The 15,561-nt window shown below is 58.0% G+C and carries 12 protein-coding genes; 9 read left to right on the forward strand and 3 right to left on the reverse strand.

Annotated features, from left to right (window positions below):
- The first annotated feature begins 165 nt into the window (after positions 1–165).
- Positions 166–1,191 carry a hypothetical protein gene (locus ABWV79_RS07015; protein ID WP_353391112.1) on the forward strand — a complete coding sequence of 342 codons (1,026 nt, stop codon included), beginning with the start codon at positions 166–168 and terminating at the stop codon, positions 1,189–1,191.
- A 1,004-nt stretch (positions 1,192–2,195) separates the two neighbouring features.
- Positions 2,196–3,866 carry a pilus assembly protein TadG-related protein gene (locus ABWV79_RS07020; RefSeq protein WP_170527277.1) on the forward strand — a complete coding sequence of 557 codons (1,671 nt, stop codon included), beginning with the start codon at positions 2,196–2,198 and terminating at the stop codon, positions 3,864–3,866.
- A gap of 233 nt (positions 3,867–4,099) precedes the next feature.
- Here ABWV79_RS07020 and ABWV79_RS07025 read toward each other — a convergent pair whose 3' ends face one another.
- From ABWV79_RS07025 to ABWV79_RS07035, 3 genes are all read right to left on the reverse strand, one after another.
- Entirely contained in the window at positions 4,100–4,483 is a 384-nt protein-coding gene (locus ABWV79_RS07025; RefSeq protein WP_170353640.1) for a carboxymuconolactone decarboxylase family protein, read from the reverse strand.
- 78 nt (positions 4,484–4,561) lie between these two features.
- Positions 4,562–5,653 carry an aromatic ring-hydroxylating oxygenase subunit alpha gene (locus ABWV79_RS07030; RefSeq protein WP_353391113.1) on the reverse strand — a complete coding sequence of 364 codons (1,092 nt, stop codon included), beginning with the start codon at positions 5,651–5,653 and terminating at the stop codon, positions 4,562–4,564.
- Positions 5,650–6,537 carry a MurR/RpiR family transcriptional regulator gene (locus ABWV79_RS07035; RefSeq protein ID WP_353391114.1) on the reverse strand — a complete coding sequence of 296 codons (888 nt, stop codon included), beginning with the start codon at positions 6,535–6,537 and terminating at the stop codon, positions 5,650–5,652. Before ABWV79_RS07035 ends, ABWV79_RS07030 begins: the two co-directional genes overlap by 4 nt.
- Before the next feature lie 68 nt (positions 6,538–6,605).
- Between ABWV79_RS07035 and ABWV79_RS07040 the strand changes: the two genes are divergently transcribed.
- From ABWV79_RS07040 to ABWV79_RS07070, 7 genes are all read left to right on the forward strand, one after another.
- Positions 6,606–9,062: an FAD-dependent oxidoreductase gene (locus ABWV79_RS07040; RefSeq protein ID WP_353391115.1), complete on the forward strand. Its 2,457-nt coding sequence runs from the start codon at positions 6,606–6,608 to the stop codon at positions 9,060–9,062.
- Entirely contained in the window at positions 9,059–10,141 is a 1,083-nt protein-coding gene (locus ABWV79_RS07045; RefSeq protein WP_353391116.1) for an alcohol dehydrogenase family protein, read from the forward strand. The genes ABWV79_RS07040 and ABWV79_RS07045 overlap by 4 nt, the downstream gene beginning before the upstream one ends.
- Entirely contained in the window at positions 10,138–10,713 is a 576-nt protein-coding gene (locus tag ABWV79_RS07050) for a dimethylsulfonioproprionate lyase family protein (RefSeq protein WP_353391117.1), read from the forward strand. The genes ABWV79_RS07045 and ABWV79_RS07050 overlap by 4 nt, the downstream gene beginning before the upstream one ends.
- Positions 10,710–11,816, forward strand: a complete 1,107-nt coding sequence (locus ABWV79_RS07055) for a mandelate racemase/muconate lactonizing enzyme family protein (protein ID WP_353391118.1) — start codon at positions 10,710–10,712, stop codon at positions 11,814–11,816. The genes ABWV79_RS07050 and ABWV79_RS07055 overlap by 4 nt, the downstream gene beginning before the upstream one ends.
- Entirely contained in the window at positions 11,813–12,928 is a 1,116-nt protein-coding gene (locus ABWV79_RS07060; RefSeq protein ID WP_353391119.1) for a mandelate racemase/muconate lactonizing enzyme family protein, read from the forward strand. Before ABWV79_RS07055 ends, ABWV79_RS07060 begins: the two co-directional genes overlap by 4 nt.
- A gap of 109 nt (positions 12,929–13,037) precedes the next feature.
- Positions 13,038–14,141: a mandelate racemase/muconate lactonizing enzyme family protein gene (locus ABWV79_RS07065; protein ID WP_353391120.1), complete on the forward strand. Its 1,104-nt coding sequence runs from the start codon at positions 13,038–13,040 to the stop codon at positions 14,139–14,141.
- A gap of 1 nt (position 14,142) precedes the next feature.
- Complete coding sequence (locus ABWV79_RS07070) at positions 14,143–15,420, forward strand: aspartate aminotransferase family protein (RefSeq protein ID WP_353391121.1); 1,278 nt, start codon at positions 14,143–14,145, stop codon at positions 15,418–15,420.
- The last annotated feature ends 141 nt before the right edge of the window (positions 15,421–15,561 follow it).

Consider the following 15,561-nt stretch of genomic DNA (forward strand, 5'->3'; position numbering starts at 1 on the left):
CTAAAGATTAATTAATTCTATGTGAACTAGTGATGAACAAACAGTTTTTCGTGTGTTCAGTGTGCATCATGTCAAATGCAATCAAAGGGGTGATTCTGCCTCTGGCGACTAAGTGGGGGCTGTCGTTCGGAATATTTCGATCCGCGAGGGCCAAAGTAAATGCACATGAAGATCAAGACGACAAACCTCCTGAAAGCTTCTGCTGTTGCCGTGGCCTTAGTTGGCTCTGCTGCTGTTGTTATGACGGTCGCGGTGCCTGAACCCGCCTTTGCCAAAGGGGGGCAAGGCAATGGCGGGGGCAACGGTGGCGGTAAAGGCAATGGCGGCGGTAACGGTGGAGAAAAAGGTAACAGCGGCAAAGGGAATGGCGGCCAAGGCGCAGGCAAAAATGATGGCGCAAAGGGCAAAGGGGGGCTCAACCGTAGCGGTAAGAAAACCGCGGGGTCGGGAAGTAAGTCGCTTGGGGGAAAAGGCTTCTCTTTGAAGGATTTTTTCCAAGGCAATAAGTCGTCCAAGAAATCGTCCAAGTCCAGCCGTTCCGTATCCTCTGGCTCTCAGCAGAAAGATGCCGTGACCGAAGTGACAACATCTGTTCGGCCACAGGGCCGGAGCAAAAAGGTCAAAGCGTCCGAGCTTCTTCAGGCCCATCCTTCTGAACTTGGTGCCTTGAATGCGGCCAATGCCAGCCCGACAGCGTTGTTGAATGCCTCTCCGAATTCCCGTGTCGGCCGGATCGCAATCTATCGTGATACCGTGCTGGCAGGTTTTGCCCTCGAAGAGGATCTGGAAGAAGCGATCGAAACGCTTGCGGGCCTGGAACAGCCCGATCGTACAACCGATGAGATCGAAGATGCGCTTGATGAAGCGCAGCAAAATGTCGACGAGAAACAAGAGGTTGTCGACGGTCTGGAACAAGACCTGGCGGATGCCGGTGGTGAGGATGAAGCAATCGAAGAGGCGTTGGGCATTGCAGAAGCAGAGCTTGCGGAAGCCATAAACGAGGAGCAGGAAATTGCGGATGAGTTGCAGGATGCTGTCGACTACAACGATGCGGTTGCAGAAGTTGAAGATCTAACTGAGCAGGTTGAACAGCAGCCAGACCTGGAGCGTGAGGCGCTTGAAGATGCAGCGAACAAACCTGTAACCGACGAAGTGGAGGCGACGGTGCGAGCCATGCTCGGGCTCGAATAAGACATGATCTCATTGCCCTGAATCTCACGGAGGCAACGAGAGCCGGGCCAGCCTTTATCATCCACCTACAAAACATTGGCTGGCCCGGTAATCGACTAATGGATGTGAACTGAAGACGAAAAGGATCGCGCACCCGTACTCACTCTAGGCGCGAATTAAAGCCCGCTCTTATTGTGAGCGGGCTTTTCCCTTTTTTGGGGGCGAGCAGCACCAGAATGTTGGTCCGAAATCACTTGGGCGCGGCGTGTTTATTTTCTTCCTGAAACCGCATTTCTCTGACGATGCCCGCAAGCGTAATGTTGATCGGAGGAAAACGTTCACGACCCCGCATTGCCACCGCAGGGCTGCTGCTGCACCTGACCGACTTAAATGTGTATCGCTCCACCGAAGACCACGGTGTTGCAATCAATATGGCAGACTTTGTCATGTTATTCCCTTTGCAGAATCTCGGGGCGACTAAGGTGTTCAGATTCAATTAATACGAATTGTGCCAAATCTTGATTGAATGAAGTGCGAATACATTATTCAACTTCCGTTAAAGTTGTTGCGAAAATGAGAACAACGCCACTTTAATTCGCCGAATCGACGTAGCCGTTCCCAGCGTGGGCAAATAGGCTTTGGTTTTCGGGAGTTTTCCAATTGTTCCAGTCCGCCCCAAATACCGCAATTTTCAAGCTATTTTTTCAGAGTATTAATTGAAAATGAACCGATCAGGGGGATTCTCAACGCAGTATGAATTTATTTAACTAATTGTTATTGAACGACTAATTAGAGCCTTTTTCTGTAGGAAATCTTCGTTAATTTTCAGTTCATTTCACATTCATTTATTGTAATCTAAACACCCGATTTGTGGCAAATTGGGGACAAATTCTCAGGCAATGGTGAAAAAAATTTACGTTGCCCCGGAGATTCAAATGCCCAGAATTCGGACTCGAAGACAACTGAACTCAATTTTAAGTGGTCCTTCTAAAAAGGGACGTTTCGCCACTGGCGAAGATGGCGCTTTGACGATTTTTGCGCTTTTCGTCTTTCTCATGTTGCTGGCCGCTACGGGAATCGCAGTTGATGTCGCCAACTATGAGCGCGACCGCGTTAAGCTACAGTGGGTTCTTGACAATGCGGTGCTTGCTGCCGCCAACCTCGAGCAGACACTGCCACCAGAGGAAGTGGTTAATGCGCATCTGGCGGCGCAGGGGCTGTCGGAGTACCAAAGCTCAGTAGCTGTTCAAGAGGCGTTTCAGGACCGGACGGTCGCCGCAGCGATCGGGGCAGAATACGATACAAAATTCATGCGCCTGAGTGGTATCGACTCTATTCCTTTGGGTATCGGAGCCGCGGCCAATGAAGCTGCGCCCCATACCGAGATCTCATTGGTGCTGGATATTTCGGGCAGTATGGGCAGCAACAACCGTGTCGATTTGATGCAAGCTGCCGCCAAGGCGTTCATCACCAAAAGTCTTAGCCGAAATGAAGACCCCACAACGGGTACCAAGGCGGACAAGCAGACTTCGATCAATGTCATTCCTTTCGCGGGTCAAACAAACCCGGGGTCGACGATGTTCGAATACCTGGGTGGTGAACGGTTTGGCACGACCACAGAAGAGGGGTATTTCCCGACCTGGAAGCAGGATATTTCCAACGTTGTCTTCTGGTTTGACACAAGCGGCGACGGTTCACCGGATTACTCTGTAAAGATTGACAGCTTTCCGGACAACGACGTGGATGGTTTCGACAAAGACGACGTCGACACCTACTATTACTACGTCAAGGATTTCGCCATCGAGAACTCTGTCCTGACCGAAGACGCAGAACTGGTTGGTGCTTCGATCAAGGGTGGTAAGCAAGCAACCGAATACTACAGCGTCACGGGTGACATGGAAGCCAGCGAAACTAAATTTAACAATGTCGATGCTGAATTGCAGTTCAATGATTTCCACTCATACTACCAGACCATCCCGAACAATGAATCGTCCTGTCTGGAACTTTCATATTCCGATTTCATGACGTCGCAATTGCCATCCGGTTCGACCGAGCAGGTGCCGTACTTCGTGAATTGGGACTATGACGAGACCACGCAGAACTGGGGTTGGTGCCCGGATGACGAGATGAGCATCAAATACGCTCAGAACGACGAGGTCACTCTGCACAGCTTTATTGACAACCTGCGTCTGTTCGACGGCACTGGCACCAATTACAGCCTGAAATATGCGCTGGCTCTGCTGGACCCGTCCTCGCGCGATGCCTTTGCCTATCTCAGCACAATGGGTGAGGTTCCGGCTGAATTCGCGAACCGTCCCCTAAACTGGGATCATGAGGACACGTCGAAATACATCGTCATCATGACCGATGGCCGGACCAGCCCGCAGGTTCGCCCAGCTGATGAAATGGAAGAAGAAAACGGTCTGACCGAGCTGGTCTCGCGCCCGTCCGAAGACACGACCATTACATCGTCACAGGTTACCAACTTGCAGCTGTTCAAACAGCAGTGTGAGCTGGCCAAGGCGAACAACGTGATCATCTATGCGGTTGCGTTTGAAACTTCAGATCAGGCGGCGGCCGAGGTTAAGGCATGCGCCTCGTCGCCTTCGCACTACTACGAGGTTACCGGCGAAGAGATCATCGACTCGTTCGTGTCGATTGCCGGTTCCATCCAGAAGCTGCGGCTGATCCAGTAACCATGCAAAAGGAGCACACGTGATGTGCTCCTTTTCGTTTTCCCTCTACCGCTCGGTTCCGAAAGGGCCGGGCGATTTTTTTTGCTTTAACCCAGCAGTGTGGCGGTTTGGGCTTTGTCGAAGCCCCAAATCACTGCGCGCTCAAAGTTGGCGCAAGGCAAACCAAAATTCGGCACATCCAGTACGCGCGAACGGTGCTGAATTTCGAAGTGTCAGGCGCTGGATGGGGTCGTTCAGGAATAGCCCAAAACTTTACGGGCAACGCGGAAGCATTCCAGAGCCTGTGGAACGCCGCAATAGATACCGATGACATGGATGATGGCGCGGATCTCTTCTGGTGAAACACCGTTGTTGATCGCGCCTTTGCAGTGAATTTCCCACTCATGCATTTTGCCCAGGGCGCCGATCATCGACAGGTTCATCATCGACCGTGTTTTGGCGTCGATGACATCATCACCCCACCCAAAGCCCCAGCACCATGCTGTCATTGCTTCTTGGAATGGGCGGGTGAAGTCGTCAGCCGCCGCGAGGTTCTTTTCGACATATTCTGCGCCAAGAGTGTTTTTGCGTTGTTCCAGGCCTTTGAGAAACAGGTCTTCGTTGAACAGGTCTGACATTTTCACCTCTGAAGTTTTGTTTGTACGCTAAGCGTCGGGCCAAGAAAATTCGACCTATTTTCCTAGCCTTTAAGCAGGTCAGCCATCAATGGCGTCGCGCATCCATTGTTGCAACCGTGCGATTGAATGTTCGGACATAACCCCACAGCCGGGATCCAGCACCAGCGGTCCGGGGCGATAGCCGCGGGATTTCAGGCCGCGGTGGACGGATTCGACCAGACGGATATCCTCTTCGACCGTTGTCTCGCGGTCTTGCACGGCCAGTTGGCGGATGACGGCGCTTTCCGATCCGCCCTCGGTGTACCAGCCGCGCCAGACGGTGCAGTGATCGGCGTCATTCGCGCGCCAGTGATAAGTGTTCAGTACGTTACCCGGATAGCACTGGAACGAGAACATCGGCCACAGGAACCACGACTGGTAGTCGCCCGCGTGAGGCACGGACATGTCGATGGGGTAGGTCATCTTGTCGAGGCTCTGACACTCGGTCGTATGACGCAGGACATGGCCGCCGCTGGCGTCGGGCTGAATGTCATAGGTCTCGGGCTTGACGACGCCTTCGGCAAAAGTCGGGTGGTTGGTCGGGCAGTGATAGCATTCCGAGTAATTCTCGATACTGACCTTCCAGTTGCAGTTTTCCGGGATTTCCACCCATTCCAGCGGTTCCAGGTCGTCGATATGCGGCACAAACGCACGGATTTCCTCGCGCACGCCGGGATACCAATCGTCCATGGGGGCTGCATCATCGTCGAGGTTGACGAAGATGAAACCGTTGAAAACTTCGGTCCGGACCGAGGTCAGGCAGATCGCGCTGCGGTCGAAACCGGGAACCGACTTGATATTCGGGCCGGCGCGCAATTGGCCCGTCAGTTCATAGGTCCAAGAGTGATAGGGGCAGACGACAACGCGGGTATTGCCCGCGCCACTGACCATCTCATGCGCGCGGTGTTGGCACACATTGTAGAATGTGCGGATTTCCCCGTCGCGACCCCGAATGCAGAACAGGTTCTGGCCTGCGATTTCGAACGCGAAGTAATCTCCCGGTTCGCGCACCTGCGCCACGTGGCCCGCGAATTGCCAGGTTCGGGCCAGCAGCCCCTGCATCTCCTGCGCGAAAATCGCGGGGTCGGTATAGTATCGCGCGTCCAGTGAATGGGTCAGGGGTGCGTTCATTCGGGCTCCTCCGCGTAGAGGCCAAGTTGGTGTCTGCGTTGATGAAACCGCTCCACCCGCTCGACGATTTCGTCGCTGGAGACGGCCACCACAAAGGACAGCAGCGTTTCCAGCAGAGCGATGGTCGAGACGGAGGAGGGAAAGAACTGCGGTGTATCGGCTGCCACGACAAAGCCGTGCTGCGCGTTCAGAATGACCGGGCTGGCCGGGCTGTCCGAGATACCCACGACGGTCAGGCCCTGTTGCCGGGCCAGCTTGATCGCGTCGATCACCTCGGTCCGGTAGGGGTGGCAGGTGATGGCGATCAGCACGTCCTGTTCATCAGCCCAGGCCAGATCGTCTACCGGAGTTGATCCGGGACGGGGGATGGCGTGGAATTGCTTCATCCCCGTCGAGGCCAGATAGGTGAAATTGCGCGCGTTCGAGTTGTTGACGCCCACGCCCAGCGTGAAAATCTGGCGGCAATTCCATATATCTTCAGCCGCCGATTGCAGGCGCTCGGCATCGATCCCGGCGAAGGTGTCTTCGATATTTCGGATCGCGGCGCCAATCATGTCAGCATAGAGCCCGCCCAATTCGCCAGACTTGCCAATGTCCTGCAACCAGCGCGCGCGATCCGGAAACGACGCGGTGCCGCGCCGAATCGCATCGCGGAACGGGGCGCGGAAATCCTCGTACCCTTCGAACCCCACCTGCCGCGCCATGCGGACAAACGTGTTGGGCTTTACTTTTGCGGCCTCGGCGATCTCGCGCACGGTCGAAACCCCAACATCTGTTGGGTTTTCCAACACGTAGCGTGCGGCCTTTTGCGCCTCGGGTGTCAGGGCGTCCCATTCTTCCGTAAGGCGGTCGAGAACGATTGATGATACATTTGTGTCATTCATGATTGACGATGGTACAAATGTGGAATTAGCCTGTCGAGCAGAAAAGCGACTCGGGAAGAGGAAATGTCATGTCCGAGAAGAAATTGCCCACCCACGCCCGCGTGGTCATTGTTGGAGGCGGCGTCATGGGGGTCGGTCTGGCCTATCATCTGGCGCATGAGGGGTGGGGCGATGACACCGTCCTGCTGGAAAAGGCCGAGCTGACCAGCGGCAGCACGTGGCACGCGGCGGGCCAGATCACGCATTCGACCTCAAGCTTTGGGCTGGGCAAATGCGTGGACTACAATATCGGTCTCTATTCCGGCGCGTTGGAGGCTGAAACCGGCCAGCCGGTCACATGGCACGGCTGCGGCTCGTTCCGCTTGGCCTATACCGAGGATGAGATGGACTGGCTGCGCCACACCTTGTCGGTGGGCCGCTCGCTGGGGTTCAACATCGAACTCGTGGGCCCCGAGAAAGTGGTCGAGTTGCACCCGTTCTACAATCTCGACGGTGTGTTGGGTGCGCTGCATACACCCGACGACGGCCATGTGGACCCGACCAACGTGACCATGGCGATGGCGACGGGCGCGCGCCAAAAAGGCGTCCGCATCTTCCGCAACTGCCGCGCTACCAACATCACTCAGGCCGAGAATGGCGAGTGGGTGGTTGAGACCGAGATGGGCACCATCACGTGTGAGCATGTTGTGAACGCGGGCGGCACCTATGCGCGGCAGATGGGTGAATGGTCAGGGCTGCAATTGCCGATGACCTCGATGACCCACCATTACTTCGTGACCGAACCGGTGCCTGAGTTCCAGAATCTGGACAAGGAACTGCCAGTGATCCGCGATGACCGCAAAGTCTCGGGTTATATCCGCATGGAGCAGCAGCGCGGGCTGATTGGCATTTACGAGAAAGAGAGCCCGAACTCGGTCTGGCATGATCATTGCCCGTGGGAATACGAGAACTGGCTGTTCGACGCGGATTACGACCGTGTGATGCCGTGGCTTGAGGAAAGCCTGAACCGTATGCCGATCTTTGCCGAACTGGGCATTCAGCGTGACGTGCACGGCGCGATCTCGCACCCGCCGGACGGCAACCCGCTGATCGGGCCTGCGCCGGGTGTGCAGAACTACTGGTGCTGCTGCGGTACGCAGATCGGCATTGGTTGGGGGCCGGGTCTGACGCGTGAGTTGGCGCGCTGGATGGTGCATGGGGCCGCCGAAATCTCTATGCGCGAGTTCGATCCGCGCCGGTTCGGCAGCTATGCCACGAAGGACTGGCAGGTGATTAAGGCCGAGGAAGATTACTGCCTGCGCCACGAAATCCCCTTTCCGCATTTCAACCGTCTCGAAGGGCGTCCGATCAAGCCATCGCCCCTGTATGAATTGCTGAAATCCAAGGGCGCGGTGCATGAGGAAGTCTATGGGTTCGAGCGCCCCCGCTGGTTCGCCCGCGATGGGGTTGAACAGCGCGACCATTATTCCTTCCGCCGCACGCCCGCCGACGACATGGTCGCGGCCGAGGTCAAAGCGGTGCGCGAACGCGTCGGCATCATGGATGTCACCGCCTTTACTAAGGTCGAGGTTTCGGGGCCGGATGCCTACGCCCTGCTGGATCGGCTGACGGCCAACCGGATGCCGCAAAAAGTGGGCTCGATCACGCTGACCCATATGCTGAACCGCCGGGGCCGGATCGAGTTGGAGACCACGATTGTCCGCATGGCTGAAGATCGCTTCTATCTGGTATGCGCCGCGTTCTTCGAACAGCGCTTGCTGGATCACCTGACGCAACAGCGGGCGGATGAGGATGTTCAGATTACCGCCCTCTCGTCCGATTGGTCAGCCTTGTCGCTGAACGGTCCCCGATCGCGGGACGTACTGGCGCGCTGCACCGATGCCGATTTGACCAATGTCGGGTTCCGCTGGTTGTCCGCGCAGGAAATCACAATCGCAGGCCACAAGGTCTGGGCGTTCCGCATGTCCTATGCCGGGGAACTGGGCTGGGAGTTGCACATGCCCAACGCCGCTTGCCTCGACGTTTACAACGCACTTTGGGGTGCGGGTGAGCCGCATGGCATCGCCGACTACGGCAGCTTTGCCATGAACGTGATGCGGATGGAGAAAGGCTTCAAAGGCGCGGGTGAACTAACCAATGAAGTCACATTGGCCGAGGCGGACGTGCTGCGCTTTGCGCGCACCGACAAGAAGTATCTGGGCAAGGACATGACCCTAAACACCGACCTTCCGTGGATTTGCGCCTATCTGGAAATCGAACCGGATGGTGAGATCGACGGCCATGGCGGTGAGGCAGTGATGCTGAATGGTCGCGTGGTCGGCTCGACCGCTTCAGTGGTCTATGGGCATACCGTCGGCAAGATCCTCGCCTTTGCCTATATCAAGCCCGAGGCCGCCACGCCCGGCACCGCATTGCAGGTCGTGATCCACGGTCAATCCCGTGCAGCGCTAGTGCTGGGCGAACCGGCCTATGATCCGCAAAGCCTGCTGCCACGAACCGACGCTGCACTGGAGGCCGCGCAATGATCTTGCCTGATAGAATGAAAGCTATGGTCACGATGGGCCATGGCGGTCTCGAGCAGATGGTGCTTCACCCAGACTGGCCTCGCCCCGAACCTGCGGCTCATGAAGTATTGATCAAGGTCGCCGCCTGCGGTCTGAACAACACGGACGTCAACACGCGGTCGGGTTGGTATTCCAAGACAGTCACCGACGCGACCACCGGCGGCGCGTTTGATGAGGTGGGTGAGGAAGACCCCACCTGGGGCGGCAACCCGATCACCTTCCCGCGCATCCAGGGGGCGGATATCTGTGGCTATATCGTAGCCGTGGGCGCGGGTGTCGACCCCGCCCGTATCGGTCAGCGCGTAATCACCGATGGCTGGTTACGGGACCCGGATGATCCCGACAACAAGGACAAAACCGGCTACTACGGCTCGGAACGGGACGGAGGGTTTGCCGAATACGCCACCACTCTGGCCGTGAATGCAGTGCCGATTACCTCAGATTTGTCGGATGCGGAACTGGCGACGTTTTCTTGCTCCTACTCAACCGCCGAAGGGATGCTGACCCGCGCCAATGTCACCGAGAAAGACACGGTTCTGGTGCCCGGAGCCTCGGGCGGTGTCGGCGGCGCCTTGGTGCAACTGGCCAAACGGCGTGGCGCGCGCGTTGTCGCAATGGCGTCCGAGGCGAAACATGCCGACGTCGCTGAGCTTGGTCCTGACATGATCCTGCCGCGCGCACCAGAAAACCTGCGTGCTGCGCTGGGTGGTGAAAAAATCACGGTAGTCGCCGACGTAGTAGGCGGCCCCTACTGGCCGACCCTGATCGACATCCTCGAGCGCGGCGGACGCTATACTTGCTCCGGAGCCATCGCGGGCCCGATGGTTGAGTTCGACTTGCGCACCTTCTATCTACGCGACCTGACCTTTACCGGCTCGACCGTGATTGACCCGCAGGTCATGCAGAACCTCGTGAAATATATCGAGGCGGGTGAGATCAAACCGGCTATTGCCGCGACTTATCCTCTGGAGGAGCTGCGCGAGGCGCAAGCAGCTTTCATCGCCAAGCAGCACACGGGCAATATCGTGGTGATCCCATGACTTTGATTGATGTGCTGAACGCCGCGCGACAGCTGCACCAAACGCATCCTGATCTGGCTGCGTTCGGTGATTGGCCAGATGATCTGTGCGCTGTTGACGTGTCGCCAAACGCGATCCCGGCGGTTCCTCTCGTGCAGGCGATCCAGTCCGATGCCGGGCCGACCCAAGCCCTTACGAAGGCGATCTGCGCAACCGCGCATCTCGCCGATTGGAAGCTGACTTACACCGAAGACGAAGTCGGTGCCGACTTCCTGAACCGTTTTGGCTATTATGAACTGTTCGGTCCCACGGGCCATTTCCACTCAACAAAGCTGCGGGGCTACGTGGCTTTTTGGGGTGAGGGATTGGCCTATGATTGGCACAGCCATCAGGCCGAAGAACTGTACCTCATCGCCGCCGGCCGTGCGAGGTTTCGGGTCGAAGGCAATGACGCCGAACTGACCCCCAACCAAACCCGGCTGCACACCAGTTGGCAAAGTCACGCAATGACAACCACCGACAGCCCCATCCTGACCTACGTGTTGTGGCGCGGCGAAGGGTTGGATGCCTTGCCCCGAATGGACGCCGCATGAAAATCACCCGCATCCGCATCTATCAGACCGGGCTGCCCTATGTCGGTGGGGCTTACGTTTGGGGTGCGGGCAATGCGATTGAGACGGCCATCGCCTCGGTTGTGGTGATCGACACCGATGCTGGGTTGCAGGGCTGTGGTGAGTTCACACCCTGCGGCGAAAACTACATGGTCGCGCATTCCCAAGGCGTTCCTGCTTTGGCCGCTTTGGTCGCCCGCAAGTTGCTGGGCGAGGACCCACGGCAGGTTGGGCGGATCGAACAGCTGATGGACCATCTGGTGCAGGGGCACGGCTATGCCAAGGCACCGTTTGATGCAGCCTGTTGGGATATTCTGGGGCAAGCCTGCGCGCAGCCCATCTGGATGTTGCTGGGTGGCAAGCTGACGGATGGTGCCCCGATGTATCGGGTGGCGCCGCAAAAGGTAGTGGATGAGACCGTGGCCGAGATGAACACATATCGCGATCAGGGCTACCGTCAGTTCCAGATTAAGGTAGGCGCAGATTGGGCCACGGATATCGACCGCATCAGGGCCACGGTCCCGTTGCTGCAACCGGGTGAGACCGCCATGGCCGACGCCAATCAGGGCTGGCGCGTGGACAACGCGATTCGGGTGGCTCGGGCGACGCGTGATCTTGATTTTATCCTCGAACAACCCTGCAAAACGTATGAAGAGTGCCAACAGGTTCGCCGCGTGGCCGAACAGCCGATGAAGCTGGACGAATGCCTGACTGGAATGCACATGGCGCAGCGAATCGTCGCGGATCGGGGGGCCGAGATCTGCTGCCTGCAGCTTTCCAATCTCGGCGGGCTCAGCAAGGCACGACGGGTGCGTGACTATCTGATTGAAAACCGTATTCCCGTGGTGTCCGAGGATACATGGGGCGGCGAAATCACCACTGCCACCGTCGCCCATTTTGCCGCCTCGACGCCCGAGGAATACCTGCAAAACACCACAGACCTGATGAACTACAACACCCGCTCGACCGGATACGGCGGGGCTGTGTCGCGAAACGGCAAGCTATACGCGCCAGATGCGCCAGGGTTGGGTGTTACCCCGGATTTCAAAAGCCTCGGTGCGCCCGTGGCAGAGTACGCGTTATGAAGATCAAAACCATCATCGTTTACCAGATCGACCTGCCGCTCGAGCATCCATATTGGCTTTCTGGCGGGCGTTTGAAATTCGAAACGCTGGACGCAACGCTGGTGAAGATCGAAACCGATACTGGCTTGATCGGCTGGGGCGAGGGCACGCCCTGGGGCCATACCTATGTGCCGGCCCACGGTCCGGGTATCCGTTCGGGAATCGAGACCATGGCCCCGTTTATTCTGGGCCTGGATCCGCGCCGCGTGCTTGATGTGGAACGCGCCATGGATACGGCGCTGCCCGGCCACCTCTATGCCAAAAGTCCGATCGACATGGCCTGTTGGGACATCGCCGGGCAAGCAGCGCGCTTGCCAATTGCTGATCTGATGGGCGGCGGTTCCCGCACCCCACGCCCGATTGCCTCGTCCGTCGGTGCCAAAACCGCTGAAGAAACGCGCGAGGTGATGACCCGCTACCGCGACCGGGGTTACATCGCCCATTCGGTCAAAATCGGCGGAGACGTCGAACGCGACATAGCCCGCGTTCAAGATGTTGAAAGCTTCCGCCGCCCCGGCGAGATTGTTCTTTATGACGTGAACCGGGGCTGGACTCGCCAACAGGCGCTGCGCGTGATGAAGGCCTGCGAGCCTTTGCAGGTGATCTTCGAACAACCCTGCGAATCCCTCGACGACATCGCCGCCATCTCGGGTCGCCACGCCTCACCCGTCTCAGTGGACGAAAGCCTCGTAACCCTGCAAGACGCCACCCGCATCGCGCGCGACGGTCTTGCCGAGGTCTTTGGCATCAAGCTCAACCGTGTCGGCGGCCTGACCAAGGCAGCCCGAATGCGCGATATCGCGCTGGCCCACGGGATCGACATGTTCGTCATGGCCACCGGAGGCACTGTCCTTGCCGATACCGAGGCCCTGCATCTGGCTGCCACCATCCCCGATCAGAACTGCCATGCCGTCTGGGCCTGTCAGGACATGATCACCGAGGACATCGCCAACGGACGCGGTCCCCGCAACAATAACGGACACCTCCACCTGCCCGAAACCCCTGGCCTCGGTGTCCACCCCGACGAAGACACCCTCGGCCTCCCAGTTGCAACCTACGAGGCCCCGCGATGATCCGCCCCTTCATCTGGCTAGAAATATCTCGGGGTGTGAATTGGCCGAAGGCCAAGAGAGGGGCTGGCCCCTCTGACTGCACAACATCAACACCCCAAGGACGGCCTGAATGAAAATCACCGCCATCACCCTCTGGTCCGTCGACCTCACCAGCCACGAAACCTACCATATGGCCGAGGGCAAAACCTGCGCCACCGTCAAAACCCATGTGCTTTGCCTTGAAACCGATACTGACCTTAAAGGATGGGGCGAGATCTGCCCGATTCCCCACTATCTGCCCGCCTATGCCGATGGCGTCCCAGCGGCGATCACCGAAATGGCCCCGGAGATCCTCGGAATGTCGCCCTTCGGGGCCGATGTCCCGATGCGCAAGCTCGACGGGTTTCTACAAGGCCACCGCTACGCAAAATCCGCCGTCGATCTTGCCCTGTGGGATTTATTCGGCCAAGCCACGGGCCAGCCGGTCTATGCGTTGCTGGGCGGGCGCACGCGCAAGGACATGCCGCTCTATCACTCGATCACCTGCATAGACCCCGATGAGATGGCCCGCATCGCGCAGACCGCCTATCAGACCGGCATACGTCAGTTTCAGGTCAAGCTGGGGGTCGAAGCCGACTGGCAGGCCGATGCCGAACGCCTGACCAAAGTGCGCGAAGCTGTGGGGCCGGGGCCAATCGTCTACGGAGACTGGAACTGCGGCGCATCGCGCCTGCAGGCCACACGCACGGGCCGCGCCGTCACACATCTGGATGTGATGCTGGAACAACCCTGCAAAACTCTGGAGGATTGTGCCGCCGTGCGGCAAGCCACCGGCCTGCCGATGAAGATCGACGAAAACGCCCATGATTTGGCCTCGTTGCTGCGTGCACATGAATTGGGCTGCATGGATGCGGTGGCGTTGAAATTGTCCAAGTTCGGCGGTCTGTCGGCCATGCGCCGCGCGCGCGATCTGACAGTGCATCTGGGGGCCGAAATCTGCGCCGAATGCACATGGGGATCCGATATCGTCACCGCCGCCGCGTTGCATTTCGCGGCTTCGACTCCGCATGGCTCGTTGATGAACACCTGCGATCTGTCCTCATACGTGAGCCCGCGCCTCTGCCCGGATGCACCCAGCCGCAAAGACGGTCGCATCGCCCCGCCCGAAGGCCCGGGTCTGGGCGTGACGCCCGACCTGGAAACCCTTGGTTCCCCGATATTGGAGATTGCCTGAGATGCTCAAGATCAACACTCAATCCGAATGGATCGCCCGCGCCAACGCCGCATTGCCCGCCGGGGGATTTGGCAATTTCGACCCCGGCATCATCATTGCCCGTGGCGAAGGCAGTCGCGTCTGGGATGAGGACGGGACCGAATATATAGACTATCTGATCGGCTCTGGACCGATGCTGCTGGGCCACGGCCACCCCGAGGTGATGGAGGCGGTGCTGGAACAACTGCCCAAGGGCATGACTTTTTTCGCCAACAACGCCAAAGGCATCGAACTGGCCGAGGCAATCATCGACGCCATGCCGTGCTGCGAACAGGTGCGCTTTGTCGCCTCGGGTGGCGAGGCCGACATGTACGCCATCCGCTTGGCCCGCGCCTATACCGGGCGCGACAAGATCCTGAAGTTCGAGGGCGGCTATCACGGTATGAGCGCCGAGGCGCAGATGAGCCTCGCCCCCAGCCGCCATGTGAACTTCCCACAGGCGGTGCCCGACAGCGCCGGCATCCCTGCGGGCGTGGCCGAGCAGATGCTGATCGCACCGTTCAATGACCTTGAGGCCGTTGCGGCGTTGTTGGACGAACATGACGATATCGCCGCGATTATGGTCGAGCCGCTGCAACGGATCATTCCGCCAATGCCCGGATATCTGCAAGGTCTGCGCGCATTGTGCGACAAACACAATGTCCTGCTGATCTTTGACGAGATCGTGACCGGTTTCCGCCTCGCTTATGGCGGCGCGCAAGAGAAATACGGCGTGACGCCCGATATCTGCACGCTGGGCAAGATTACCGGCGGTGGCTTCCCTCTGGCCGCGCTGGGCGCAAGCACCGAGATCATGAAGCATTTCGACAAGGCACAGGTCGGCGAAGACGGCTGGCTGATGCAACTGGGCACATTGTCGGGCAATCCGGTTGCCTCTGCCGCAGGGTTGAAAACGATGGAAATACTGCGCCGTGAAGGTACCTATGAGCGTCTGAGGACCATAGGGGCCGCGTTGCAACAGATGCAGGTTGATGCGCTGACAGCGGCCGGTATCCCGCATCAGGTTTGTGGCGATGAAACTCTGTTTGATATCTATTTCACCAATGCCCCGTGTCGCGATTATCGCAGCTCTCGGCACGATGACCCCCGACGCAACGTGGATTACAACAACAGCTTACGGGCGAGTGGCATCTTTAAATCGCCCGGAAAGCTCTACCCTTCCCTTGCGGTAACTGACACGGATATTGAAATGACAAGGGAAGCGGTCAATACGGCGGTCGAGTTGATTGCCAATAGATGACCGCACGCTGCGCAAAAAATGGGACGGGCCGCTGTCAAATCAATGACAACGGCCCTAACTGATCGGATCTCAGGATCGGGTCTCACCCCCTCGAACACCACTTAAAACGGTACAGACTTACAAAACTTTCGACTTATTTGA

Origin of the sequence: Ruegeria sp. HU-ET01832 (assembly GCF_040371315.1) — a bacterium.
Classification (GTDB): Bacteria; Pseudomonadota; Alphaproteobacteria; order Rhodobacterales; family Rhodobacteraceae; genus Ruegeria; species Ruegeria lacuscaerulensis_A.